The organism is Streptomyces sp. NBC_00385 (genome assembly GCF_035917155.1).
Taxonomy (GTDB): Bacteria; Actinomycetota; Actinomycetes; order Streptomycetales; family Streptomycetaceae; genus Streptomyces; species Streptomyces poriferorum.
The window spans coordinates 6,841,720-6,867,048 of sequence record NZ_CP107951.1; the positions used below are offsets into that span (position 1 = coordinate 6,841,720).

The window sequence follows — 25,329 nt, forward strand, 5'->3', positions numbered from 1 at the left end:
CACCACGGCGGAGGCAGGACATGGAACGTATGGTGCGGGTCTTCTGGGGTCCCCGGAAGGAGACGCCCCAGGAGCTGGCGGGACGCTGGAAGGCGATGCTGGACGCGCTGCCCGCGCTCCTTCCGGCAGCCTTCTCCGCACCCGCGGGGCAGCCGTGGACCTGGACCCGGCACCACGCCTCCGGCCGCCCCGCGGAGCTTCGGCCCGACGAGGCGGATCTGGCCGCCGCGCTGCAGGAGGACCACGACTCCCCGCAGACCTCGGACGGGGCCGGACTGAGCCTGTCGAGCAGGGCCGAGCCGGGCTGGGAGATCAGCGTGTCCGGGCGCGGCGGCGGAGAGTCGGAGTACGTCACCCAGGCGGTCGTGCTGAAGGTCGCCCCACCGGACGGTGCCGAGGTCCCCGAAGCCGCCCTCCTCGCGATGCTCGCGGACATCTGGGAGCCGGACTTCGGTGAGGCGACCGATGACGAACTGCTCGACGCGCTGGAGGACCGGGCCGGTTTCGACTACACGCTCTCCCACGTGAGTGTGGGCCGGCTCGGCTACCTCTCCCCGGGGCGCGCGGCGCTGGCTCCCGCCGGGGTGGGAGTGGCCGGCAAGGCGCTGCGCAGAGCGGGCGTGCTCCTCGGCATCGCGCCGCCCGGGGAGATCGAGGCCGTCGTGGACGCCTATGTGCGCCTCCGCGACGCCGGTGCGCTGGAGCCTCTGCCCAGGCCGATGGGCCGAACCGTCCTGTAGCCGGGCAGCCCCGCAGACGGACCGCTGGTCCGAGGCAGGGCCCGGGCGCGGTTGCGGGAATGGCCGATACCCCATTCCGCGTTTCCCCCTGAGCGGAGGGTCCCTCCGTGCTGCGGGAGCAGCCGCACGAGAGCCGGGAGAGAAGAAGAGTCATGCGCGTCGAGATCTGGAGCGACATCGCCTGCCCGTGGTGCTACATCGGCAAGGCCCGGTTCGAGAAGGGCCTGGCAGGGTTCGCCCACCGCGACGAGGTCGAGGTGGTCCACCGCTCCTTCGAGCTCGACCCCGGGCGCGCCAAGGGCGACACCGCGCTGGTGATCGACATGCTGGCGCAGAAGTACGGGCGCACCCCCGAGGAAGCGCGCTCCATGGAGGCGAACGTCGCGGCCAACGCGCAGGCCGAAGGGCTCGGCTACCGCGCCGAGGGCCGTGACCACGGCAGCACCTTCGACATCCACCGACTGCTGCACCTCGCCAAGGCCCGCGGCCGTCAGGACGAGCTGCTGAGCCTGGCCTACCGGGCGAACTTCGCCGAGGAGCGTTCCGTCTACGACGACGAGGTGCTGGTCGAGCTGGCCGTCGAGGCCGGTCTCGACGTGGACGAGGTGCGCACGGTGCTCGCCGACCCCGAGGCGTACGCGGCCGAGGTGCGGGCCGACGAGCGGGAGGCGTCCGAACTGGGCGCCAACGCGGTGCCGTTCTTCGTGCTCGACCGGCGCTACGGCATCTCCGGCGGCCAGCCCGCCGAGGTCTTCGCCCAGGCGCTGGAGCAGGCGTGGAAGGACCGCCCGCTGACCGCGATCGGCGGGGACGCGGCGGCCTGCGACGCCGACGGGGCGTGCGAGGTGCCGCAGGCCGGCTCCACCGCCTGAGCCCGTGAGCTGCACCCATAAGCTTCGCTTGGGTGTACCCCTTAACTCTTGGTGATTGACTATGAGTTAAGGGGGATTCAGGCTGGGCCCATGATGATCTCTTCGCTCAGCCGTGCGGTGGCCGCCGAGTTCGCGCCGGAGACCGCCTACCTCAACACCTCCTCCTGCGGGCTGCTGCCCCGCCGTACCGTCGACGCCGTGAAGGCGCTCGCCGAGGAGAACGCCACCGGTCGCAGGGCCGGTGCGGGCGACTTCGGCGCGGTGGACCGGGCCAGGGCCGGGTTCGCGCGGCTGGCCGGGGTCGACGCCGGCCGGGTCGCGGTCGGCAGCTCGGTCGCCGTCCATGTGGGCCTGATCGCCTGTTCGCTGCCTGCCGGGGCCGAAGTCCTGGCGCCCGAGGGGGAGTTCAGCTCCGTCACCAGTCCGTTCGCGGTCCGTGGTGACCTCCGGATGCGCTACGTACCGCTGGCGGAGCTGGCCGACGCGGTGCGGCCCGAGACCGCGCTCGTCGCCTTCTCCTCCGTGCAGTCCGCCGACGGGCGGCTCGCCGGCCTGGACGCGGTACGGGCCGCTGCCGCCGCCCACGGGGCCCGCACGCTGCTCGACGCCACCCAGTCCGCGGGCTGGCTGCCGCTGGACGCGGGGGCGTACGACTACACGGTCACCGGTGGCTTCAAGTTCCTGCTCTGCCCGCGGGGTACGTCGTTCCTCACGGTCACCGAGGACGCGCAGCGGTCGCTGCCCCCCGTCTTCGCGGGCTGGGTCGCGGCCGCGGACTCGTGGAACAGCCTGTACGAACCGGTCGGGACGCTCGCCCCCGACGCCCGCCGCTACGACGAACCCCCCGCGTTCCTTCCGTACCACGGCGCCGAGCACTCCCTCGCGCTGCTGAACGAGATCGGCATCGACGCCCTCCACGGCCACGCCACCGGACTCGCGGCCCGGTTCCGGCAAGGGCTGGAGGGGCTGGGCCACAAGCCGGTGCCGGGGGCGACGGCCGTCGTCGGCGCGCCCGGACTCGGTGACCGGGCCGCGGAGCTGGAGCGTGCCGGGGTGATGGTGTCCGACCGGGCCGGCAATCTGCGGGCGGCCTTCCATCTGTACAACACCGAGGCCGACGTGGACCGGGCGCTGGACGTGCTCGCCGGCTGACCCCGGGCCGTCGGCCGTCTCCCGGCAGAGCCGTCAGCGGTTCTCCGGGCAGTCCGCCGTCTCCCGGCAGAGGTTCTCCTCGACCCGGGCCAGCAGTCTGGCCAGCTCCTTGCGTTCCCCGGTGTCCAGGCCCGCGAGGGTGTGCTCCTCCAGATTCGTCCAGGCCCGTTCCACGTCGGAGAGCAGTGCGCAGCTGTTGTCGGTGGCCTCGACCAGGACGGCCCTGCGGTCGGCCGGGTCGGGGCTGCGGCGGACGTGCCCGGACAGTTCCAGGCGCTGGAGCATCTTGGTGACGGTGGACGGGTCCAGGTCGACCGCCTTGATCACCTCGGACTGCCGGACCGCCCCGGCGTCCCAGAGGTACATCATCAGGAACTCCTGGCCGGGGTAGAGGCCCGCCCCCTTGAGCAGCTTGCCCGCCGCGATCCGGTGGAGCCGTGCGACCCGCGACACGGCGTGGCTGACCGGGCCGCCGCGCGCGGCGCTGGGCAGCTCGGTACAGGCGGGATCGGAGGTCATCGGGGGCTCCTCTGGTGGTGCGGGGCGGCTTCGCGGTCGCCGGCCGCGGCGTCCCGCCAACTTTACCTTGGTCGGCCAAGTAATGCGCTACAGTGGCACACGTCGCAGATGCTTGGTCGACCACATAGTTTTGGTTGGCCGACCATATATCTCTTTCTGGGGGCTTCTCATGACCACCGCATTCGACGCGCTCGACCTGGCCGGCACCCCGCTCGCCAACCGCATCGCCCTGGCGCCGATGACCCGCAGCCGGGCGGGCGAGGGCGGGGCGCCCGGTGAGCTCACCGCGGAGTACTACGCCCAGCGTGCCTCGGCCGGGCTCCTCATCACCGAGGGCATCCAGCCGTCGGCCGTCGGCCAGGGGTACCCGAGCACCCCGGGGCTGCACAGCGCCGCGCAGATCGCCGCCTGGCGCACGGTCACCGACGCCGTGCACGCCCGGGGCGGCAGGATATTCGCGCAGGTCATGCACACCGGCCGCATCGGTCACCCGGTCCTGCTGCCCGACGGGCTCGTCCCCGTCGGCGCCTCCGCGGTCGCGGCCGCGGGGCAGGTCTTCACCCATGAGGGCCCGAAGGACTTCGTCACCCCGCGCGAGCTGACCGACGCCGAGATCCGGGCGACGATCGCCGACTTCGCGACCGCGGCACGTAACGCCGTGGACGCCGGCTTCGACGGGGTGGAGCTGCACGGCGCCAACGGATACCTGATCCACCAGTTCCTGGCGCCCAACTCCAACCTCCGCACCGACGCGTGGGGCGGCTCCGTGGAGGGCCGGATCCGGTTCGCCCTGGAGACCGTGCGCGCCGTCGCCGCCGAGATCGGTGCCGCCCGCACCGCGATCCGGCTCTCGCCCGGCAACGGGTACAACGACATCGACGAGCCCGCCCCCGAGGCCACGTACAGCGCACTGGTGCAGGCGATCGAGCCGCTCGGGCTCGCCTACCTCCACCTGGTCGAGGGCGCGGCCGGTGACCGTGAGCTGACCGAGTCCCTGCGCAAGCAGTTCAACGGCACCCTCGTCCTCAACCCGGCGAGCGAGGGCCCGACCGGGCCCGAGGCGCTCGCGCTGATCGAGGAGGGAGTGGCCGACATCGTCTCGTACGGCGTGCTGTTCCTGGCCAACCCGGACCTGCCCGAGCGGCTGCGCGCGGGTGGTCCCTTCAACACCCCCGATGCCACCACCTTCTACGGGGGCGACCACCGCGGGTACACGGACTACCCGGTTCTGGGAGCGTGACTCCGGGCGGCACGGGCCCAGGGAAGGTGCGGGTTCCGCTGGCGCGCCCTCACCGCCGGACGGCTGACGCGTCACCCCGACGCGTCAGCCGTCCAGAGGCCCGGGCGGACCCGATGTTTCGGCGGGCCGGCGTGGACGCCGGCTGCCGGTTCCGGCACCTCGGTGTGCGGCGGGCCCGGCCCGAGGGTGGGCCCGCCGCGGTCCCTACGCCTTCTTCAGGGTGAAGTCGGTGGTCACCGTTCCCTTCTTGACGACCTTGACGGTGGCCACCGTCGGGGCGTAACCGTCCTTGGCGACGATCACGGTGAGGGGGTTGTTACGGGCGTCCAGCCAGAGGGAGTAGTGGCCGTCCTTGTCCGTGATCAGGGTGTACGAGGACGCCCATGAGTCGATCTGGACGGTCGCCCCCTTGAGGGGTGCTGTGGCGCCGGTGGCCGACTTGCCGAGCACCGTTCCGGTGATCTTGCCCCAGGTGTTCGGCGGGGCCACCGTCATGGTGACGGGGACCGGTGCCACCGGGTAGGGGGTGCTGGCCGAGATGCCGATCTGGGCCGTGAACTCACCGGGCTGGGTGATCTCCTCGACCGAGGCGTTCAACGCCACCGCGACCGAGACGCTGTCCCCCGGGTGGAGTTTGACCTCCGAGGTGTCCAGCGACAGCCAGCTGACGTCCGAGCCGCCGGCCTGGTCGTAGCCGGCCAGCAGTTCCACCGCGGTGGACGGGGAGCTGGGGGCGTCCGCCCCGCCGACCTTGTAGAAGCCGGGGGCACCGCCGCCGCGGTAGGTCGCCACGTCGGCGTTGGGCAGGGACGACCAGGTCCCGGCGTCCGGGTCGTAGGCGTACCCCGCATTGGTGAGGGCGCCGCCGCTGACACCGGAGGAGACCAGCAGCAGCCCGTTGGCCGACGTGTAGGACGAGGCCCACACGGTCTCCGGCATGTCCGGCAGGGCCGACCAGGAGTCGGCGGACGGGTCGTAGGCGTACGCGGACTTCAGCTCACCGGCACTGTTGGTACCGCCGGCGCAGTACAGCAGCCCGCTGATGCTGCCGCAGGATTCCCAGGCGACGTTCTCCGGGTAGTCCGCCGCGGTGGACCACGAGTCGTCCGACGGGTCGTACACCGTCACCGCGGTGGAGCCGCACGCGGTGGTGCAGCCACCGACGGAGTACAGCTTGCCGTTCAGGACCGCGGAGCCCGCGCCCGCCAGCGGAGCCGGCGAGGAGGCACCGGTCGTCCAGGTGTTGGAGGCGGGGTCGTAGATCTCCAGCTTGGCGTCCGGATCCCCGCCGGCGCCCCAGCCGCCGGCGATGTACAGCTTCCCGTTGATGAAGCCGCGGGCCGGTGCCTCCCGGGTGTCGGCCGCGTCGGCCAGCTTCGTCCAGCCGTCCGCCGCGTCGTAGGAGTACAGCGACCTGGTGTCGTCCGTACCGTCGTAGCCGAACGCCGAGTAGATCTTGCCGTCGTTCACGGCGACCGCGTTGTCCATGATGGCCTCGGGCAGATCGGCCACCGTCTGCCAGGCGTCACCGCCTTCGGCCGGAGAGGCCGTGGCACCGGCGGTTCTGCCGGCCTTCCGGCTCTTCGACGACAGGGGCGAGTAGGACCCCTTCTCGCTGATCAGCGGGGCGCCCGAAGCGGCCGGTGTGTAGGCGCCGCTCTTCTCCTCCAGCTTGACGGTGGCGTCGGCGCCACCGGTGTTCTTGATCGTGACGGTTCTGGTGGCCGCACCGCCCCAGGCGAGCGGGGCGGTGACCGCGGCGGGGGTGACCTTGAGACGTCCCGCCTTGAGGGAGAAGTCCTTGGTCACGGTCGAGTCGGCGGCGAGGGTCACAGCCTTGGAGGCGCTGGTGTACTTGGCCTTCGCGGCCGTCACGGTCTGCTTGCCGACCGGTGCGAAGGCCCAGAAGAAGCCGTCACCGAGCGCCGCGTCGTCCGGGGTGGCGGCCGAGGTCGTGCTCACGGCGCCGTCGCCGGTACCGGTGAGCGTCCCGCCTGCGATGCCGGCACCGGTGTTGGCGTCGGTGACCTGCCCGACGACAAGGCCGCCGGGGACGGCCGACAGACCGCGGGAACCGATGAACACGTCATCGAGCTGCCACCACCAGCTGAACTTGCCGGTGAAGTGGAACCGCACCCGGACGTCGGACTCGCCGGCTTGGCCGGTGAGCGCAAGGGTGACCTTGGAGCCGGTGACGGCGGTGGTGTGCGAGGAGACCTTGGACCAGGTGGTGCCTCCGTCCGAGCTCACCTCGACGTCGGCCTTCTGGCCGGAGTACGGCTTGTAGCTGGTCCGGTAGCTCAGCTCGGGCAGCTCCGTGTCCGAGAAGTCGAAGGACGGGCTGGTCAGTGTGGAGTCCTGGACCTTCCCGCTGCCCGCCTTGTCGCTGTCCACGATGGCGAAGGCGCCCTTGCCGCCGGTGGTGTTCGTCCGCTTGCCCGGGTCGTCGAACTCCCATCCGCCGGTGGTGCCCTCGGCGTTGTCGACGGTCCAGCCCTCGGGTGCCGATGCGGTCGAGTCGAAGGGCTCGGTGACGCCCTCGTCCGTGACGGTGTAACCGGGCGCGGTGCCCGCCCAGACGTCCACCGGCAGGGTCACATTGGCGGAGACCGCCGCATCGCCCACGGTGATGTCCTTGGTGGCGCTCCGGTAGCCCGGGTAGTTGCTCGTGACCTTCAGGGTGTACGACTTGCCGGCCGGGAGGTCGAGCGCGTAGGTGCCGGTGGCCGGGTCGGTCTCGACGGGCGTGCCGGGCGCCCCCTCGACGCTGATGGCCGCGTAGAGCGGCCAGCCGTGGCCGGAGCCGTCGGTGACCTTGCCGGACACGGTCCGGGTCGGGACCGGGGTGAGCGCGAGGTTCCTGGTCACCGCGGTGCCGTCGGTGATCTCGACGCCGGGGAAGGTGGCCGTGGTGTAGCCGTAGGCGGCGGCCTTCAGGTCGTAGGTGCCCGGCGGAAGAGTCAGCGAATAGCCGCCGTCCGCACCGGATGTGGCCCGGGAGTCGCCCGCGGTGATCTCCGCGCCCGCGAGGGGTTCGCCGGTGGCGGTGTCGGTGACGCCTCCGCTCAGCACGCCGTGCGGCCCGCTGCGGAAGGCCTGCACGCCGTTGGGTGTACCGAGACCGGTCGGACCGTCCCAGCCCGTACCCGCACCGCACAGCTTGGCCGGGGTACAGGAACCGTTGGTGCCGTCCACGACGTCGTTCAGACCGCTGCCGCCGGCGGCGTAGGGGTAGGCGGCCGGGTAGGAGCCCGCGGGCGGGGTACCGGCGGCCGCGTACACGCCGGCGATGATGGGTGAGGAGGCGCTGGTGCCGCCGTAGACGGCCCAGCCGTCCCCGCCGTAGGTCTGGTAGACCGAGACACCGGTCAACGGGTCGGCGACCGCGGCGACGTCGGAGACCGCTCGCTTGCCGCAATCGGTGCTGACGCCCTCCTGCCAGGCCGGCCGGGCCTCGTAGAGCGAGCAGCCGGAGCCCGGTCCGCCGTAGCTGTTGAACCAGACCGATTCGGACCAGCCGCGGGCGGTGGAGGAGTCCTGCTCCAGGGCCGTGCCGCCCACGGAGGTCACGTACTGGGAGGCCGCGGGGTAGGAGACGCCGTACGCGCTGTCGCCCGAGGAGGCGACCACGGCGACGCCCGGGTGGTTGTAGTGGGCGTCGAATTCGGTGGTCTCCGCCGGGTCCTCACCACTGCCCGGAACGCTGGAGTAGCCCGTGCCGTAGGAGTTCGAGACGTACTTGGCGCCCTGGGCGACCGCCTGGTCCACGGCGGCGCCCATGTCCTCGAAACTGGCGGAGTCGGCTTCGACCAGGACGATCTTCGCGTACGGCGCGGCGGCCGAGACCATGTCCAGGTCGAGCGAGATCTCGCCGGCCCAGCCGCTGTCGGCCGCCGGGTAGTCGGTGCCACCGCGCTGGTCGACCTTCTTGAAGCAGCCGTTGTCCGTGGTGCAGGCCGGCAGTCCGTACTGCGCCCGGTAGACCGCGAGGTCCTCCTCGGCCGTCGGGCCGTCGTAGGCATCGACGATGGCGATCGTCTGACCCGCCCCGCCGTCGGCCGGCAGGTTGTAGGCCCCCTGGAGCGCGGTGGCGCCCCACCCGTCCGGGGTGGCGGCGTCGGGCTGGACGCCCTTCCTGGCGCTCACGTCGGTGCGGCGCAGCGCGAAGCAGCGGACGTGGCCGGGCCCGGGATCGGCGCAGGAAGCCTCCACGGACGGTTTCGTGTTCGGGTCAGTACTCGCGGAAGCCGTCGCGGTCGCCGCCGGAGCGGTGAGCCCCAGTAATGCGATGGCTGAGGCGCCGGCCAGGGCGGTCAGCCCGGTCCAGGCGGATCTTGTCCGTCTGGCAGCCGGTCTGGATATGCCGGTGACAGTCAATTGCGTGTCTCCCATGTGATGCACGGGGCGACCACACGCTTTTCAGGTCGACGGCGAATGGTATTCGCCGGTCACCACTTAGCCGGTATTTGGGAGGCATATGTCAATGATGCGATCGTTAATTGTTTATTTCTCGCGGGCCGAAGTGGATCATTTCGAGCGAATCGAGCGGAAAGAGGCGCCCGGTCGATTTCAGTGGTCTAGGCCTGAGGGGCCCGCCGTTCGACTCGCGCGATGGCGGGATGCGTGGGGTTGGGGTGGAGTTGTCCAGGGCTGACCCATCTACCGTTAAGCCGTGATATCACGGTCAAAAGTGACGTCCGGGTCGGCAGGGTCGGGGCGACCGTGATCGGCGGTGTGCGTTCGGGGAGTAGTCCGAATCCGCCAGGATGGGGAGTTCCATTCCAGCCACGTGATCATGATTCATGGGGGCGGAGGTCCCGGGGTGGTGCCGGTGACCGGCGCACTCGCTGATGGGGGAATGATTTCGCGACTGGTTTCGGACATGATTTGTGTAGACGGCACGGGTGTGGTGGATATCTGCTTGCGGGTGTTCATGGGAAATTCCGCTCCGCCTTGCGGGTTCCGTGTGACGGTTTGCCGATCGGGCGGAAAGGAGCCGAAAGCGTGAGCGGGCGGAATGTTTATCCGCGGCGGTCCGGTGAAGATACCGGCGAGCCGGGGGAGCCAAACCCGGTCCGAAGGGCTTCTGGATGGAAGAGCGGAAGGATGGACGGGGAGGCGTCCGGTTCGCGGGGCCGGGCCTCGCGGTCCCGCTCTCACTGTGTCGTGCGGAGGGGTGCGTTCGCGTGGCGGGGGTCCACCTCGTCGCTTATTGGTCTAGACCGCATCGAGGTGCCCACAGGGTGTCGCCTTCGGGAGGTGCCGCCGGGGTGTGGCCGCGGCCGTTCCGGCGGGCGGTGGTCACGGGCGCCGGGGCGCCCACCTCACGCCGACTCGCGGCGCACCAGCTCGGTGGGCAGTATCACCGCGGCCGGGTCCTCCCCGCCGATCTGCGCGAGCAGCACCCGTACCATCTCGGCGCTGATCCGGTCCCACGGCTGACGGATCGTCGTCAGCGCCGGCCGGGAGGCGAGGGCCGCGGGGGAGTCGTCGAACCCGCCCACCGCGACGTCCTGCGGCACCCTGCGCCCGGCCCTCTCCAGGGCGGCGAGCACGCCCTGCGCCATCAGGTCCGACGCGACGAACACCGCGTCCAGATCGGGTGCCCGCTCCAGCAGCAGTCCGGCGGCCGCCTCGCCGCCCGCCCGGCTGTAGTCGCCCGGCACGATCAGCGCGTCGTCGGCGGGCAGTCCGCAGTCGGCCAGCATCTCGCGGTAGCCCGCGAGCCGCTCCACGCCGCCCGGGGTGTCCAGCGGGCCGCTGACCGTGCCGATCCGGCGGCGCCCCGACTCGTACAGGAAACGCACCATGTCCCGGGCGCCGTCCCGGTCGTCGGCCGCCACATAGCTGACCTTGGAGCCTTGTCCGAGCGGTTTTCCGCAGGCGACGAGGGGGACGCCCGCCTCGTGCAGCTGGGCGGCGACCGGGTCGCCCGAGTGGCTGGAGACCAGCAGGACCCCGTCCACATGGCCGGCGATGTAGCGCATGTTCCGGCGGCGCTCGGCCTCCGTGCCCGCGATCATCAGCAGCAACGGGATGTCGTGCGCGGCGAGCGCGCTCGTGCAGCCGCGCAGCAGCACATTGAAGTTCGGGTCCTCGAAGAACCGCTCCTGCGGCTCGGTGAGCAGGAACGCCACCGAGTCGGAGCGGCCCGTGATCAGTGACCTGGCGTGCCGGTTCACCGTGTAGCCGGTCTTGCGGATGGCGGAGTTGACCGCGTCCAGCGCGGCCGGGCTGACGTTGTGACCGCCGTTCAGCACCCGGGAGACCGTGCCCCGGGAGACCCCGGCCTCCCGCGCCACGTCATGGATCGTCGGCGGCCGTCGGCGTCCCGTACCGGTCTGTTCTGTGCGGCTCATGGTGCGTGATCTTTCGTCAAGTGACGTCCTGGCGGGGCCCGTCAGGACTTTACGGCCCCGGAGAGCAGGTCGAGGCTCCAGAACCGCTGGATGACCAGGAACAGGGCGATCAGCGGGACGATGGCCAGCAGCGCCCCCGTGATCACCAGCGTATAGAGGGCCGGAGTGGTGGAGCCCTGCTGGAGCAGGGTGAACAGCCCCAGCGTGACCGGGAACTTCTCGTCGTCGCCGAGCATGATGTACGGCAGCAGGAAGTTGTTCCAGATCGCGACGAACTGGAAGAGGAAGACGGTCACCAGGCCCGGCAGCATCATCGGCAGGGCGATGGTCCGGAAGATCCGCCACTCCCCGCCGCCGTCCATCCGGCCGGCCTCGATCACATCGCCCGGCACGGCGGCCGCCGCGTAGATCCGGGCGAGGTACACCCCGTACGGGGAGAGGATCACGGGCAGCATCACCGACAGGTAGGAGTCGGTCAGGTCGGCCTTCGCCATCAGCAGATACTGCGGCACCGCCAGGATCACCGGCGGCATCAGCACCCCGGCCAGCAGGATGTTGAAGATGCTCTCCCTGCCGCGGAAGCGGTACACCGCCAGCGCGTACCCCGAGACGGCGGAGACCGCCGTGGACAGCAGCGCGCCCACGCCGGCGTAGAGGGCCGAGTTGGCCATCCACTTCCAGTAGACGCCGTCGCGGTACGCGGACAGGTCGGAGACGTTGTCCGCGAAGCCGGAGCCGGGCAGGAAGGTGAAGGTGGAGAAGAGCTCGCTGCCGGACTTGGTCGAGGCGACCAGGATCCAGGCGACGGGCAGCAGGCAGTAGAGCGCGCCGATCAGCAGGGCGGCGGTGGGGACGAGGGCGAACCGGCGGGGGGCCGCGGTCAGGGGTCTCAGATGCGGCGTGGTCACTGGGAGGCCCCCTGCTTCGTACGGGAGTTGGCCGCCTTGAGGAAGCCGAAGGACAGGGCCAGGGTGGCGACGGCGATGATGACCGCCTGGGCGGCCGCCGCGTAGATGTCGTTGTTGACGAAGGCGTCCTGGTAGACCTTCATCAGCGGACTCCAGGTGGTGGAGAGGGAGTTGGTGAGCGGCTTCAGCGTCGTGGGCTCGTTGAACACCTGGAGGGTCGCGATGATCGAGAAGAAGAACGTCAGGACCAGTGACGGCGCCACCATCGGGATCTTGATCCTGAGCGCGATCTGCAGCTGCGAGCAGCCGTCGAGCCGGGCCGCCTCGAAGATCTCGGCGGGGATCGCCCGCAGCGAGGTGTAGATCACGATCATGTTGAAGCCGGTGCCGCCCCAGGCCGCGATGTTGGCGAGGGCCAGGTAGAGCGGTCCGCCGTCGAGCAGATCCGGCTGCGGCAGACCCGCCTTGTCCAGCAGGAAGTAGAACGGGCTGACGTCGGGCAGGTAGAGGAAGCCCCACATCAGGGCGGCGACGACGCCCGGGATCGCGTACGGGAGGAAGATCGCCAGCCGGGTGAAGCCGCGCAGCCGGAGCCGTTCGGTGTCCAGGAGCAGGGCGAAGAGCAGGGCCAGGCCCAGCATCACGGGGACGACGATGGCGCCGTAGCCGAGGATGCGCAGCGCGCCGTGCAGCAGCTCCGAGTCGGAGAGCGCGTCGGTGTAGTTGGCGAACCCGGCCCAGATCTCCTTGCGGGCGCCCTTGCCGAGGCCCAGTCCGCTGACCTCGGTCCGGCGGAAGCTGAGGTAGAGCGCGTAGCCGATGGGCAGGGCGAAGAAGAGCAGGAACAGCACCGTGGCGGGGATCAGGAAGGCGTACGGGGCGCTCTTGACCCCGTACGGCTTCCGGCGGCGTGCGCGTGTCACTCGGAGACTCCGAAGCCCTGCTTCTTCAGGTCGGCGACGGTGGCGTCCTGCATCGCGGTCAGGGCCGGCGCGAAGTCGGACTGGCTCTTGGCGGCCTTGGCGAAGTTGTCCTTGAAGGCGGTGTACGCGACGTTCACGTTCGGGCCCCAGGCGGCCGGGGCGGTGCCCTGGGCGATCTTGGCGGCCTCGGTGTAGAAGCCGGGCTGGTTGGCGAAGTAGGCCGGCGGCTTCGCGAGCGCGCCACCGGTCTGGGCGGCCGTGGCGGCGGGGTAGATCCCGCTCTCCTTCACCAGTGCGGCGAGCGCCGCGGAGTCGGTGTTCAGCCACTTGGCGAAGGTGGCCGCGGCCTCCTTGTGCTTCGAGTCGTTGGTGACCGCGGTGGAGGAGCCGCCCCAGCTGCCGGTCACGCTCTCGCCGGCCGTCCACTGGGGGAGCGGGGCCATGGCCCACTTGCCCGCGGTGTCGGGGGCCGCGGTGGTCAGGGTGCCCGGCGCCCAGACCGCGCTGACCCAGGCGATCTGCTTGCCGGTGTTGAGCGCCTTGTTCCAGGCCGGGGTGTACATCGGCTGGTTGTCGATGGCGCCCTCCTTGACCAGGCCGCCCCAGAAGCCCGCGACCTTCTGCGTGGCCGGGTCGTCGATCGCGACCTTCCACTTGTCGCCGGAGGTGGTCCACCACTGGGCGCCGGCCTGCTGAGCGAGGCCCGCGAAGAGGCCGGAGTCGTTGGAGGAGAACGTGGTGAGGTCCTTGTCCGGTGCCTTCTTCTTCAGCGCCCGGGCGGTCTCGGCGAACTCGTCCCAGGTGGTGGGCACCGACAGGCCGTACTGCTTGAACAGGTCCTGGCGGTAGTAGAACATCAGCGGGCCGGAGTCCTGCGGCAGCGCGTACAGGGCGTCCGAGCCCAGCGTCGCCTGCTGCCAGACACCGTCGGCGAACTTCCCCTTGGCGTCGCCCGCCTCCTTGGATATGTCGGCCAGCACATCGTTGGAGACCAGGGTGGGGAGCGCCTGGTACTCGGCCTGCACCAGGTCGGGGGCCTTGTGCGCCTTCGCCGCGGTGATGATCTTGGTGACCAGGTCGTCGCCCGAGGCCTGCTTCTTCACGGTGACCGTGATGCCGGCCTTCTTGCCCTCGCCCTTGTTCCAGATGTCCGCGACCTTGTCCAGGCCGGGGGCCCAGGCCCAGTAAGTGAGCGATACGGGGCCGGAGGCGGCCGGGCCGTCGCCGCTGCCGTCGTCGTCCGACGAGCCGCAGCCCGTGAGCAGTGCGGTGGCGGCGAGCACGGCGGCCGTGGACGCCGCGACGATGCGGTACTTCATGGATGTCTCCCCTGACGAGAAGCGAGGGTGCAGCGCTGATGTGCGCTGTGAGCGTTCACAGTAGAGAAACGAAACCGACACTTGTCAATGGTTGATGCTGTGCGGTTATGTTGGGCCTGCGCCACCGAGAGTGTGTGTGCACGTTCCCAGAAGTTGTACCAAAGAGCCCAGGAGACGCCCATGCCGCACACCCCTCGCGCGACTGCCCCGCAGGGTCTGCACCAGCTGGCCTTCGGCGGCGACTACAACCCCGAGCAGTGGCCCGAGGAGGTCTGGCACGAGGACATGCGCCTCATGCGGGAGGCCGGCGTCACCATGGTCAGCGTCGGGATCTTCTCCTGGGCGCTGCTGGAGCCCGAACCCGGGCGGCACGACTTCGGCTGGCTCGACCGGCTCCTGGACCTGCTGCACGTCAACGGCATCCGCGCCGACCTCGGCACCCCCACCGTCGCCCCGCCCGCCTGGTTCTACCGCGCCCACCCCGAGGCCCTGCCGCTCAGCCGGGACGGCGTCCGGTACGCCTTCGGCTCGCGCGGCGCCATCTGCCACAGCAACCCGGACTACCGGGCCGCCGCCGCGGACATCACCGAACAGCTCGCCCGCCGGTACGCGAACCACCCCGCCCTCGCCCTGTGGCACGTCCACAACGAGTACGGCGTCCCGGTCAGCGCCTGCTACTGCGACAACTGCGCCGCCCACTTCCGCCGCTGGCTCACCGCCCGCCACGGATCCGTCGAGGCCGTCAACGAGGCCTGGGGAACCGCCTTCTGGGGCCAGCGCTACCGCGGCCTCGACGAGATCGACCCGCCCCGCACCACGCCCACCGTCGGCAACCCGGCCCAGCAGCTCGACTACGCGCGCTTCGCCGACGCCACCATGCGCGAGAACTTCTGCGCGGAACGCGACATCCTGCACCGGCTCGCCCCCGGCATCCCCGTCACCACCAACTTCATGACCGCGCTCAGCCAGTGCGACTCGGTGGACTACTGGGCCTGGGGCCGCGAGGTCGACCTCGTCACCAACGACCACTACCTGATCACCGACGGCCGTCGCACCCACGTCAACCTCGCCATGGCCGCCGACCTGACCCGCTCGGTCGCGGGCGGCGCCCCCTGGCTGCTCCTGGAGCACTCCGCCGGCGGCGTCAACTGGCAGCCCCGCAACCCCGCCAAGCGCCCCGGCGAGATGGCCCGCAACAGCCTCGCCCACGTCGCCCGCGGTTCCGAGGGGGCGATGTTCTTCCAGTGGCGCCAGTCCCTGCGGGGCGCGGAGAAGTTCCACTCGGCGATGCTCCCGCACGCCGGGACGGACTCCCGGATCTGGCGCGAGGTCACCCGGCTCGGCACCGATCTCGGCCTGCTGAACGGGATCCGCACCACCCGGACCGTCGCCGACGTGGCCATGGTCTGGGACTGGCAGTCCTGGTGGGCGCAGTCCCTGGAGTGGCGCCCCAGCCAGGACCACGACGCCCGCGAGCGCGCCGACGCCTTCTACGCGTCGCTCTTCGACAGCCACCTCACCGTCGACTTCGCCCACCCCGACGCCGACCTGTCCGGCTACCCCCTCGTCGTCGTCCCGGCCCTCTACCTCGCCACCGAGGAGTCCGGCCGCAATCTCCGCCGGTACGTCGAGGGCGGCGGCACGCTCGTCGTCTCGTACTTCTCCGGCATCGTCGACGCCCACGACGCCGTGCACCCCGGGCCGTACCCGGGCGCGCTGAGGGACGTCCTGGGGCTGACGGTCGAGGAGTTCTCCCCGCTCGCCGAGGGGGGAACGGTCCGCCTGATCACCCCCGAGGGCGCCCCCGAGGGCCCGGAGCTGACCGGTGACCTCTGGTCGGACGTGGTGATCCCGCGCGGCGCCGAGACCATGTGGTCCTACGCCGACGGCATCCCGGCAGGCCGGCCCGCCGTCACCCGGCACCGCCTCGGCGAGGGCACCGCCTGGTACGTCTCCACCCGGCTGACCGGCGCCGACCTGGACGCCGTGCTGGACCGGGCCTGCGAGGACGCCCGCATCGCGCCCCGCACCGGCCTCCCGTACGACGTCGAGGTCGTCACCCGCACCGGCGACGCCGGCACGTACCTCTTCGTCATCAACCACACCGGGGGCGACGCCAAGGTGCCGCTCGACGCCCCCGGTACCGAACTCCTCACCGGAGAACCGGCCACGGGCCACCTCGCCGTACCGGCGGGCGCCGTCCGTGTGGTCCGCCTCGACAGCTGAGGACGCACGACCCGCTTCCCCCTGCACCTCCCGCGCAACGGTCGAAGGGACATCGACGATGTACGGAACGACGCACGGCAAGAAGAGAGCGGGGGTGCTGGCGGCCTCGCTCTCCGGCCTCCTGCTGGCAGCGCTCCCGGCCCTGCCCGCCCACGCGGCCACGGCCGCCACCACCCCCGCCAACACCGGATTCGAGTCCGGCGCCACCGGCTGGTCGACCTACTCGGCCGGCGGGCAGAACGCCGCCTCCTTCACCGAGGCCGGCGGCCACACCGGCAGCACCCGGCTCAGCCACTGGTCCGCCTCCGCCTACAAGGTGGAGACGTACCAGTACCTCACCGGCCTCACCGACGGCACGTACACCCTGAGCGCCTGGGTCAGGTCGGGCGGCGGCCAGAACGCCGCGTACCTCGCCCTGCGCAACTGCGGAAGCGCCGAACAGCGCACCGACCTGCCGCCCACCGCGAACGGCGGCTGGATCCGCCTCGTGACCTCGGTCGAGGTCACCGGTGGCTCCTGCACCATCAGCCTGAACTCGGACGCCCACGCGGGGGAGTGGGCCAACTTCGACGACATCGCCTTCACTCCCGGCGCCACCGGGCTCACCGTGAAGGGCGGTGACCTCTCCACCCTCCCGAAGAACGAGGCACACGGCGCCGTCTACCGCAGTGCGAGCGGCGCCACCGGCGACGCGATGAGCCTTCTGAAGTCCGCCGGGATGAACTACGTCCGCCTCAAGGTGTGGGTGAACCCGGCCGACGGCTACAACGACAAGGCCCACGTCCTGGCCATGGCCAAACGCGCCAAGGCCCTCGGCCTCAAGACCCTCGTCGACTTCCACTACTCCGACGCCTGGGCCGACCCCGGCAAGCAGAACAAGCCCGCCGCCTGGTCCGGCCACAGCTACGCGCAGCTGCGCACGGACGTGTACAACCACACGTACGACGTGCTGGGCGCCCTCAAGGCGCAGGGCACCACCGCCGACATGGTCCAGATAGGCAACGAGACCAACGCCGGAATGCTCTGGCCCGAGGGTTCCACCGACAACTGGTCCCAGCTCGCCGGACTCCTCACCTCCGGCGCGAACGCCGCGAAGGCCGTCTCCTCCGGCACGAAGGTGGCCCTGCACCTCGCCAAGGGCGGCGACAACGCCGGCACCCGCTGGTGGTTCGACAACGCCGTCGCGTACGGCGTGCCCTTCGACGTCATCGCGCTCTCGTACTACGGCTACTGGCACGGGCCGCTGGACGACCTCCAGACCAACCTCGACGACGCCGCCGCCCGCTACGGGAAGCCGGTCCTGGTCGCCGAGACGGCCTACGCGCACACCCTGGCCGACGCCGACGGCCTGGAGAACAACATCGCCACGGCGGACCAGCTCGTCAGTGGCTATCCGGCCACCCCGGCCGGCCAGGCGGCCAACCTCCGCGACGTGATGAACGTCGTCGAGGCGGTCCCCGGCGGCCGGGGCCTGGGCGCCGTCTACTGGGAGCCGGCCTGGACCGCCGTCAGCGGCAGCGGCTGGGACCCGGCCGACCCGGCGTCCGGCAACGCCTGGGAGAACCAGGCGCTGTTCGGCTACGACACGAAGCTGCTCCCGGCGGCGAGCTGGTTCTCCCACCGGTAACCGTCGGACGAAAGGCCCTACGGCTGCGGGGTCCCGTCCAGCGGGGCCCCGTGCCACTTCCACGACGTCACGCGCTCGCGGCCCGGCAGATCCGCGCGGCCGGTGGACCAGAGGAGGACGGCCCACCGGTCCTCGTCGGCCGGGGCGTCGGGGAAGAGCCGGGCCAGCACCCGGTCGCACAGGCCGGCGGGCGGCGTCCAGGTGACGCCGAGGCCCTGGGCGATGTCATGGGTGTGCGCGAGGGTCTCCACGATGCCCATCGCGGCGAACCCCTCCGGGTCCGAGACGCCGTAGGAGTGGTAGGAGCGGACATCGGGGGAGGCGGTCCGCACCATCGCGGACAGCAGGGCGCCGCTCGCCTCCAGGGTCTGGAGCAGCCCGGCGGTTCCCGCCTCCGGGTCCGCGAAGATCGCGTTCCAGGGGCCGCCCTCACGCTCCGGAGCCCAGCGATAGGGAACCTCGGTCTCCAACGGCGGCCTGCGCGGGCCGAGCTGGACGGCGTACGCGAAGAGGTCGTCGCTCAGGTGCTCGACGGTCTCCCAGCAGTCCCAGGTGAGCGTGCCCGCGGGGATGCGCCAGTCCTCGGCCGGCGAGCCCGCGAGCGTGTCCACCGCCAGGCTCACCGCCGATGTCACGTCGTCCGCGGTGACCGGCAGCCGCTTGCCGGTCAGCCGCGCGCGCTCACGCGCACTGCACTCCACACAGAACTCGTTGCCCTCCGGATCGGCCAGGGTCGCCCAGCCCCGCCCGTCCGGCCTGCGGCGGTCGGCGACCAGAGTGGCGCCGAGGCCGAGCAGCCGCTCGACCTCCTCGTCACGGGTGCGGTCCTCCGGCTGGATGTCGAGGTGGATGCGGTTCTTGACGCTCTTCGGTTCGGGCACGGTGACGAACAGCAGAGCGGCGTGGGGAGTTTCGACCAGGGCCTCGGGATCACCGGGGAAGTCGTCGTCGGCGAGGGAGGAACCCAGCACCTGCGCCCAGAACGTGCCGAGCTTGTAGGCGTCGGCGCAGTCGATGGTGACGTGGTGTACGCGTGAAGTCATGGGGTCACTGTCGCCGCTGACCCGTGCGGAGGTCCACCGAGTTGAAGCGGCGGGCGGATCCGCGTCGGTCCGTAACCCCTGCGCACCACCGGCAGCCGGGTCACTTCCTTTCCTCCCGGCTGTACAGCCGCCGCCCCTGCCCGCTCTTGTCCGCTCCCCGGTAGCCGGCGTATTCCTCGTCGTCGTTCGGACACCCGCCGAAGGTGTTCCCGCTGGTTCGGCCGTCGCACCATGCTGCCCCCGCCTTCGGAAATCTCTTGATCCTCACGCGGTTCACGCGGACGGACCCAGGGGATTCGCGGCGGGTGGTGAACATGCCGAAGGGGCGGTACGCATCGCTGCGCACCGCCCCGACCAGCCTTGGAGCGCCCCTACTTCACTGGCGTGAAGTCGCGCGCCCCGATGAACTCCGGGCGGCGGATCGGCGCCGCGAACGGCTCCTGGGCCGTGTTCTCCACGCTGTTGAACACGATGAAGACGTTGCTCCGCGCGTACGGGGTGATGTTGTCGCCCGACCCGTGCATCGCGTTGCAGTCGAACCAGGTCGCCGAACCGGCCCTGCCCGTGAAGAGCCTGATGCCGTGCCGGTCGGCCATCTTCGTCAGCGCCTCGTCGGACGGGGTGCCGGCGTCCTGCATCTGCAGGGACTTCTTGTAGTTGTCCTTCGGCGTCTCGCCCGCGCAGCCGAGGAACGACTTGTGCGAACCGGGCATGATCATCAGCCCGCCGTTGGTGTCGTAGTTCTCGGTCAGCGCGATCGACACGGACACGGTCCGCATGTTCGGCAGACCGTCCTCGGCGTGCCAGGTCTCGAAGTCCGAGTGCCAGTAGAAGCCCGAAGCCCCGAAGCCCGGCTTCACGTTGATCCTCGACTGGTGGACGTACACGTCCGAGCCGAGGATCTGACGGGCCCGGCCCACCACGCGCTCGTCGCTGACGAGACGGGCGAAGACCTCGCTGAGCCGGTGGACCTCGAAGACCGACCGTACGGAGTCCGACTTCGGCTCGATGATCGAGCGCTCGTCGGCGCGCACCGCCGGATCGGCGATCAGCCGTTCCAGCTCGGCGTGGTAGCCGGTCACCTCGTCCGGGGTGATCAGCTGGTCGACGGTGAGGAAGCCGTCGCGCTCGAAGCCCTGGAGCTCCTTGGCGGAGACCGGACCCGGTGCGCCCGGCGCGGACCAGATGACCGGGTCCTGGCGGGGAGTGGTCATCTCGGCGGCGCCGCGCGAGGGGTACAGGTCGGCGCGTACTTCGGTGGTCATGGTTCAGCCCTCCTCGGTCAGCAGCGGGTAGACACCGTTCTCGTCGTGGTCCTCCCGTCCGGTGACGGGGGGATTGAAGACGCAGACACAGCGGAAGTCCGTCTTCGGGCGCAGCGTGTGGTGCTCGTGCCCGTTCAGCAGGTACATCGTGCCGGGGGAGATCCAGTGCTTCTCGCCGGTCTCGTCGTTGGTGAGTTCGGCCTCGCCCTCGGTGCACAGGACGGCCTCGATGTGGTTGGCGTACCACATCGACGTCTCCGTGCCCGCGTACAGCACGGTTTCGTGGAGTGAGAAGCCGACCTTCTCCTTGGCGAGCACGATGCGCTTGCTCTCCCAGGTTCCGGAGGCGGACTTCACATGCCGGTCGGTGTTCTCGATGTCACTGAACGATCGGACGATCACGGTGGGTCGGTGCCTTTCTCTCTGCAACGGTGTTTCTCAGTGGGGCCGTTCGGGACGGCCCCGGGTCGGAGGCGGTCGGGTGACCTCGGTCCGAGGTCACCCGACCGCCTCTCAGGCGGTCTCGCGGACGCAGCGGGCCAGCGTGCGCAGGCCCTCGTCCAGTTCCTCGGGGGTGATGGTCAGCGGCGGCAGCAGCTTGACGACCTCGCTCTGCGGGCCGGAGGTCTCCAGCAGCAGTCCCAGCTCGAACGCGCGGGCGCAGACGGCGGAGGCGCGCGCCGGGTCGTTGAACTCCATGCCCCACACCAGTCCGCGGCCGCGGAACTGAGCGCTGTCGTGCTCGCCGCAGATCGCCAGCAGGGCCTGCTCGACCTGCTCGCCGCGGGCCAGCGTCTGCTTCTCCATCTGGCCGTCGGCCCAGTAGGCGTCGAGCGCGGCAGCGGCGGTGACGAACGCCGGGTTGTTGCCGCGGAACGTGCCGTTGTGCTCGCCCGGCTCCCAGATGTCCAGTTCGGGCTTGAACAGGCAGAGCGACATGGGCAGTCCGTAGCCGCTGATGGACTTCGACAGCGTCACGATGTCCGGCGTGATCCCGGCCTCCTCGAAGGAGAAGAAGCCGCCGGTACGGCCGCAGCCCATCTGGATGTCGTCGACGATCAGCAGCATGTCCTGGCGGTGGCACAGCTCCTGGAGCGCGCGCAGCCACTCGGCGCGGGCGACGTTGATGCCGCCCTCGCCCTGGACGGTCTCCACGATCACGGCGGCGGGCTTGTTGAGCCCGGAGCCCTGGTCCTCCAGCAGCCGCTCGAACCAGAGGAAGTCCGGGACCGTGCCGTCGAAGTAGTTGTCGAACGGCATCGGGGTGCCGTGCACCAGCGGGATGCCGGCCCCGGCCCGCTTGAAGGCGTTGCCGGTGACGGCGAGCGAGCCGAGCGACATGCCGTGGAACGCGTTGGTGAACGAGACCACGGACTCGCGGCCCTTGACCTTGCGGGCCAGCTTCAGCGCCGACTCGACCGCGTTGGTGCCGGTCGGGCCGGGGAACATCACCTTGTACGGCAGGTCGCGGGGCCGCAGGATGACGTTCTGGAACGTCTCCAGGAACGCGCGCTTGGCGGTGGTCGCCATGTCCAGGCCGTGGGTGATGCCGTCGCGCTCGATGTAGTCGATCAGCGCGCGTTTCAGAACCGGGTTGTTGTGGCCGTAGTTGAGCGAACCGGCGCCGGCGAAGAAGTCGAGGTACGAGTGGCCGTCCTCGTCGGTCAGCCGGGCGCCCTGCGCGCGGTCGAAGACGGCGGGCCAGCCTCGGCAGTAGCTCCGTACCTCGGACTCCACGGTCTCGAAGACACTCAGGGCGGGCGGGGTGATGGTCACAGCGGGTCTCCTGCGTGAGGGGGGTGTGACGGGCGGAGGTGAAGGTGACTACGACGGGCGGCACCCGCCGGAAGGGCCTGCTCAGGCGTGGAACGGGCCGATGCTGTAGAGCACTTCCGGCAGGTGGGTGCCCTCGGGGAACAGGCCGCCGTCGAAGAGCACCTCGCGTTCCAGTGCCACGTCGTGGCGCTGTGCGTAGGAGGTGAACAGGCGGTCCGACGCCTTGTTGTCCGGGGTGATGGTCGTCTCGACCGAGGCGAGGCCCTGCTCCGCGGCGACGCGTGCGGTCAGGTCGTCCAGCAGCTTCGCCGCCAGGCCGGTTCCGCGGTGGCCGTGGTCGACGGCCACCTGCCAGACGACGAGCGTCTCGGGGCGGTCGGGCCTGATGTACCCCGTCACGAAGGCGACCGGGGAGCCGGTCTCGTCGCGGGCGACCACGGAGGTCGCCGCGAAGTCACGGCACCACAGCAGGTAGCTGTACGAGGAGTTGAGGTCCAGGACCTTGGAATCGCGGGCGATACGCCAGATCGCGGCTCCGTCCTCCACTCGTGGGGTGTCGATGGTGATGAATTCGCTTCGGGCACGTGCAAAATCTGCTGGTGCGGCGGTCATGCGAATTGAATTTACCCAGCAAATTTCTAAATTGCATCGGGCCAGGGGGTTGGGTGAAGCAGTGTGCTGTGTTATCACGCGAGCGTGCGCCCCAGCGCGAAACCGCTACGCTTTCTTCCGATTTGGTACGCATTTATCCGGCATAACGCCCCCGTGTGTGGAGTCGGTCACAAGGTCGTAACTCTCACGCGACGCAACCGAATTGTGGAGATCGGCCGCCGTCGAAACTGGGGTGTTTAGCCTTCGGGAAAGCGGGCAGAAGAATGTGGGGAGCTGCTCTGAATAAGGCAGCTCCCCACATTTATTGATTAAGCCTGAATTTATGCGGTGGTCCAGGTTTCCGAAACGGCCTTCCGGGCAGCTTCCAGATCGACCTGCCGGCCGGTATCGGCCAGCGCCGCCCCCAGAGCCGCGAGCGAGGAGAGCACCGCGCCCCGCGTCGCATCCACACCGTAGTGATTGACCCGGATCATCTCCTTGGACAGCGCCCCGCCTCCCGCGATCAGCGGCAGCGACGGGTCGGCCGCCCGTGCCTGCGCGACCAGTTCCGCGGCGTCCACGCCGTCCGGCGTCCGCAGCGTGGTCGCCACCGGCGCGGCATCCCGCGCCTCGTGCACGTACGGCGTCAGGCCACCGCCCAGTGCCACCGCGCCGGCCCGGGTCGCCGCGGCCGCGGCGGCGTGGCGCGCCATCAGCGCGTCCAGTCCCTCCGCCTCGATCCGCTCCACACAGGCCTCCAGGGCCAGCATCTCCAGCTGGGCCGGGGCGTGCAGCAGCGCCCGGCGGCCGCCGTCGATCCAGCGCTCCTTCCAGTCCAGCAGGGAGAGGTAGGAGCGGCGCGGGGCCTGTGCGTTGGCGGCCATCCGCTCCCAGGCACGTGCGCTCACCGACACCGCGGACACCCCGGCCGGACCGCCCATCGCCTTCTGCGCCCCGATCACGCACAGGTCCACGCCCCAGGCATCCGGCAGCAGCGGCTCGGCGCCCACCGAGGCGACGGCGTCCAGCATGAACAGCGCCCCGTGCGCGCGGACGACCTCACCGATCTCCGCGACCGGGTTGGTGTTGCCGGTGGCAGCCTCCGCGTGCACCAGGGACACGAAGTCGATCTCCGGGTGCGCGGCCAGCGCGTCGGCGACCTGGCCGGCGGTGACCGCGGTGTGGAAGGGCACCTCCAGATCGATGACCTCGGCGCCGCAGTCGCGCAGCCAGTTGCCGAACGTCTGCCCGTACGGCCCCGTGACGACGTTCAGCGCCGTCGATCCGGGCCGGGCGCCGCCTCTGATGCAGCCTTCGAGGGGGAGGAGCGCCTCGCCCTGCATGATGACGACGTCCTGCTCGGTGGCGAGGAGACCGGCCACCCGCCGCTCGATCGCCGCGAAGTGCGCGGCGGTGAGCGGGGTCAGGTCGAGGAAGGGGTGCGTCACGGTGGTGCTCTCTTCGGGATCGGATCGGTGTGCGGACCGGCCTGCGGGCCAGGCCTGCACCGAGGGTACCGAGCCCTCCGGAGGCGGCCCGGACCCGTCCGCCGGAAGGGGTCCGGCAGGGCGTGGCGCCCGGCCCGGCGCCTCGTACAGTGCTGTCCATGAGTGATCACGAGGCGCCGCGGGTGCTGCAGGTGAAGGGGCGGGTGCTCGTCGGCCCCGACGACGTCAGGGACGAGATCTGGGCGGTCGACGGGCGGGTGACGTACGAGCGGCCCCCGGGTGCGGACGAGGCGGTCGTCGTCACCGGCTGGGCCCTGCCCGGACTGGTCGACGCCCACTGCCACGTCGGGCTCGACCACCACGGCGCCGTCGACCCGGCGACCACCGAGAAGCAGGCCCTGGACGACCGCGAGGCGGGCGCGCTGCTCCTGCGGGACGCGGGGTCGCCCGCCGACACCCGGTGGATCGACGACCGCGAGGACCTGCCGAAGATCATCAGGGCCGGCCGGCACATCGCCAGGACGCGGCGGTACACCAGGAACTACGCGTACGAGATCGAGCCGGACGAGCTGGTGGCGTACGTCGGACAGGAGGCGCGCCGCGGTGACGGCTGGGTGAAGCTCGTCGGCGACTGGATCGACCGTGAGGTGGGCGACCTGACCGCCTGCTGGCCGCGCGAGGAGGTCGGGGCCGCCATCGCCGAGGCGCACCGGCTGGGGGCCCGGGTCACCGCGCACTGCTTCGCCGAGGACTCGCTGCGCGATCTCGTCGAGGCCGGGATCGACTGCATCGAGCATGCGACCGGGCTGACCGAGGACACCATCCCGCTCTTCGCCGAGCGCGGGGTCGCGATCGTGCCCACCCTGGTCAACATCGCCACCTTCCCCACGCTCGCCGAGGGCGGCGAAGCCAAGTACCCCCGCTGGTCCGCCCATATGCGCCGGCTCCACGAGCGCCGCTACGACACCGTGCGCGCCGCGTACGACGCGGGAGTGCCGGTGTTCGTCGGAACCGACGCCGGCGGGGTGCTCGCCCACGGTCTGGTGGCCGACGAGGTCGCGGAGCTCGTCAAGGCGGGCATCCCGGCCCTGGAGGCCCTGTCGGCGACGACATGGGCGGCCCGTGCGTGGCTCGGCAGGCCGGGGCTGGAGGAGGGCGCGCCGGCCGACCTGGTGGTGTACGACGAGGACCCGCGGGCGGACGTGCGCGTGCTGGCGGCCCCGCGCCGGGTCGTCCTGAACGGGCGGGTGATCGGCTGATCCGGGTGTCCCGGGACGGGAGGTGCCGTGTTGACCGGCAGTGACCTGGAGTGCACACGCTC

At 70.8% G+C, this 25,329-nt stretch carries 19 protein-coding genes; 7 read left to right on the top strand and 12 right to left on the bottom strand.

The window, feature by feature from the left end; genetic code table 11:
* The first annotated feature begins 20 nt into the window (after window positions 1-20).
* The 3 genes from OG959_RS30505 (at window position 21) to OG959_RS30515 (ending at window position 2,764) form a co-directional block, all read left to right on the top strand.
* Entirely contained in the window at window positions 21-740 is a 720-nt protein-coding gene (locus OG959_RS30505) for a hypothetical protein (protein ID WP_326663650.1), read from the top strand.
* A gap of 152 nt (window positions 741-892) precedes the next feature.
* Window positions 893-1,612 (top strand): DsbA family oxidoreductase, encoded by a 720-nt coding sequence (locus tag OG959_RS30510; protein WP_326663652.1) that lies wholly within the window; start codon window positions 893-895, stop codon window positions 1,610-1,612.
* Window positions 1,613-1,702: 90 nt separating this feature from the next.
* Window positions 1,703-2,764 carry an aminotransferase class V-fold PLP-dependent enzyme gene (locus OG959_RS30515; RefSeq protein ID WP_326663654.1) on the top strand — a complete coding sequence of 354 codons (1,062 nt, stop codon included), beginning with the start codon at window positions 1,703-1,705 and terminating at the stop codon, window positions 2,762-2,764.
* A 33-nt stretch (window positions 2,765-2,797) separates the two neighbouring features.
* Here OG959_RS30515 and OG959_RS30520 read toward each other — a convergent pair whose 3' ends face one another.
* Window positions 2,798-3,283 carry a MarR family winged helix-turn-helix transcriptional regulator gene (locus OG959_RS30520; protein ID WP_326663656.1) on the bottom strand — a complete coding sequence of 162 codons (486 nt, stop codon included), beginning with the start codon at window positions 3,281-3,283 and terminating at the stop codon, window positions 2,798-2,800.
* A gap of 169 nt (window positions 3,284-3,452) precedes the next feature.
* Here OG959_RS30520 and OG959_RS30525 point away from each other — a divergent pair, with 169 nt between their 5' ends.
* Complete coding sequence (locus OG959_RS30525) at window positions 3,453-4,523, top strand: alkene reductase (protein ID WP_326663658.1); 1,071 nt, start codon at window positions 3,453-3,455, stop codon at window positions 4,521-4,523.
* Between the two features lie 204 nt (window positions 4,524-4,727).
* Here the strand turns inward: OG959_RS30525 and OG959_RS30530 are convergent, their stop codons facing one another.
* The 5 genes from OG959_RS30530 to OG959_RS30550 form a co-directional block, all read right to left on the bottom strand.
* Complete coding sequence (locus tag OG959_RS30530) at window positions 4,728-8,813, bottom strand: carboxypeptidase regulatory-like domain-containing protein (RefSeq protein ID WP_442805760.1); 4,086 nt, start codon at window positions 8,811-8,813, stop codon at window positions 4,728-4,730.
* A gap of 1,034 nt (window positions 8,814-9,847) precedes the next feature.
* Entirely contained in the window at window positions 9,848-10,882 is a 1,035-nt protein-coding gene (locus OG959_RS30535; RefSeq protein WP_326663662.1) for a LacI family DNA-binding transcriptional regulator, read from the bottom strand.
* A 41-nt stretch (window positions 10,883-10,923) separates the two neighbouring features.
* Window positions 10,924-11,790 (bottom strand): carbohydrate ABC transporter permease, encoded by an 867-nt coding sequence (locus OG959_RS30540; RefSeq protein ID WP_326663664.1) that lies wholly within the window; start codon window positions 11,788-11,790, stop codon window positions 10,924-10,926.
* On the bottom strand, window positions 11,787-12,713 hold the full coding sequence (locus OG959_RS30545) for a carbohydrate ABC transporter permease (protein WP_326663665.1): 927 nt from the start codon (window positions 12,711-12,713) through the stop codon (window positions 11,787-11,789). Before OG959_RS30545 ends, OG959_RS30540 begins: the two co-directional genes overlap by 4 nt.
* The gene (locus tag OG959_RS30550; protein WP_326663666.1) at window positions 12,710-14,032 is read right to left on the bottom strand and encodes an extracellular solute-binding protein; all 1,323 of its coding nucleotides are present in this window, start codon (window positions 14,030-14,032) and stop codon (window positions 12,710-12,712) included. The genes OG959_RS30545 and OG959_RS30550 overlap by 4 nt, the downstream gene beginning before the upstream one ends.
* A 180-nt stretch (window positions 14,033-14,212) precedes the next feature.
* Here OG959_RS30550 and OG959_RS30555 point away from each other — a divergent pair, with 180 nt between their 5' ends.
* The gene (locus OG959_RS30555; RefSeq protein WP_326663668.1) at window positions 14,213-16,258 is read left to right on the top strand and encodes a beta-galactosidase; all 2,046 of its coding nucleotides are present in this window, start codon (window positions 14,213-14,215) and stop codon (window positions 16,256-16,258) included.
* Between the two features lie 58 nt (window positions 16,259-16,316).
* On the top strand, window positions 16,317-17,885 hold the full coding sequence (locus OG959_RS30560) for a glycoside hydrolase family 53 protein (protein WP_326663670.1): 1,569 nt from the start codon (window positions 16,317-16,319) through the stop codon (window positions 17,883-17,885).
* A gap of 17 nt (window positions 17,886-17,902) precedes the next feature.
* Here OG959_RS30560 and OG959_RS30565 read toward each other — a convergent pair whose 3' ends face one another.
* From OG959_RS30565 to OG959_RS30590, 6 genes are all read right to left on the bottom strand, one after another.
* Window positions 17,903-18,928 (bottom strand): VOC family protein, encoded by a 1,026-nt coding sequence (locus tag OG959_RS30565; RefSeq protein WP_326663672.1) that lies wholly within the window; start codon window positions 18,926-18,928, stop codon window positions 17,903-17,905.
* A gap of 371 nt (window positions 18,929-19,299) precedes the next feature.
* Complete coding sequence (thpD, locus tag OG959_RS30570) at window positions 19,300-20,193, bottom strand: ectoine hydroxylase (protein WP_326663674.1); 894 nt, start codon at window positions 20,191-20,193, stop codon at window positions 19,300-19,302.
* 3 nt (window positions 20,194-20,196) lie between these two features.
* Window positions 20,197-20,595 carry an ectoine synthase gene (locus tag OG959_RS30575; RefSeq protein ID WP_219573115.1) on the bottom strand — a complete coding sequence of 133 codons (399 nt, stop codon included), beginning with the start codon at window positions 20,593-20,595 and terminating at the stop codon, window positions 20,197-20,199.
* A 111-nt stretch (window positions 20,596-20,706) separates the two neighbouring features.
* Entirely contained in the window at window positions 20,707-21,969 is a 1,263-nt protein-coding gene (ectB, locus tag OG959_RS30580; RefSeq protein WP_326663677.1) for a diaminobutyrate--2-oxoglutarate transaminase, read from the bottom strand.
* Window positions 21,970-22,050: 81 nt separating this feature from the next.
* Window positions 22,051-22,581, bottom strand: coding sequence for a diaminobutyrate acetyltransferase (ectA, locus tag OG959_RS30585; RefSeq protein ID WP_236064666.1), 531 nt, complete (start codon window positions 22,579-22,581; stop codon window positions 22,051-22,053).
* 320 nt (window positions 22,582-22,901) lie between these two features.
* On the bottom strand, window positions 22,902-24,008 hold the full coding sequence (locus tag OG959_RS30590) for a pyridoxal-phosphate-dependent aminotransferase family protein (RefSeq protein WP_326663682.1): 1,107 nt from the start codon (window positions 24,006-24,008) through the stop codon (window positions 22,902-22,904).
* A gap of 158 nt (window positions 24,009-24,166) precedes the next feature.
* Between OG959_RS30590 and OG959_RS30595 the strand changes: the two genes are divergently transcribed.
* Window positions 24,167-25,267, top strand: a complete 1,101-nt coding sequence (locus tag OG959_RS30595; RefSeq protein ID WP_326663684.1) for an amidohydrolase family protein — start codon at window positions 24,167-24,169, stop codon at window positions 25,265-25,267.
* Window positions 25,268-25,329 lie beyond the last annotated feature (62 nt).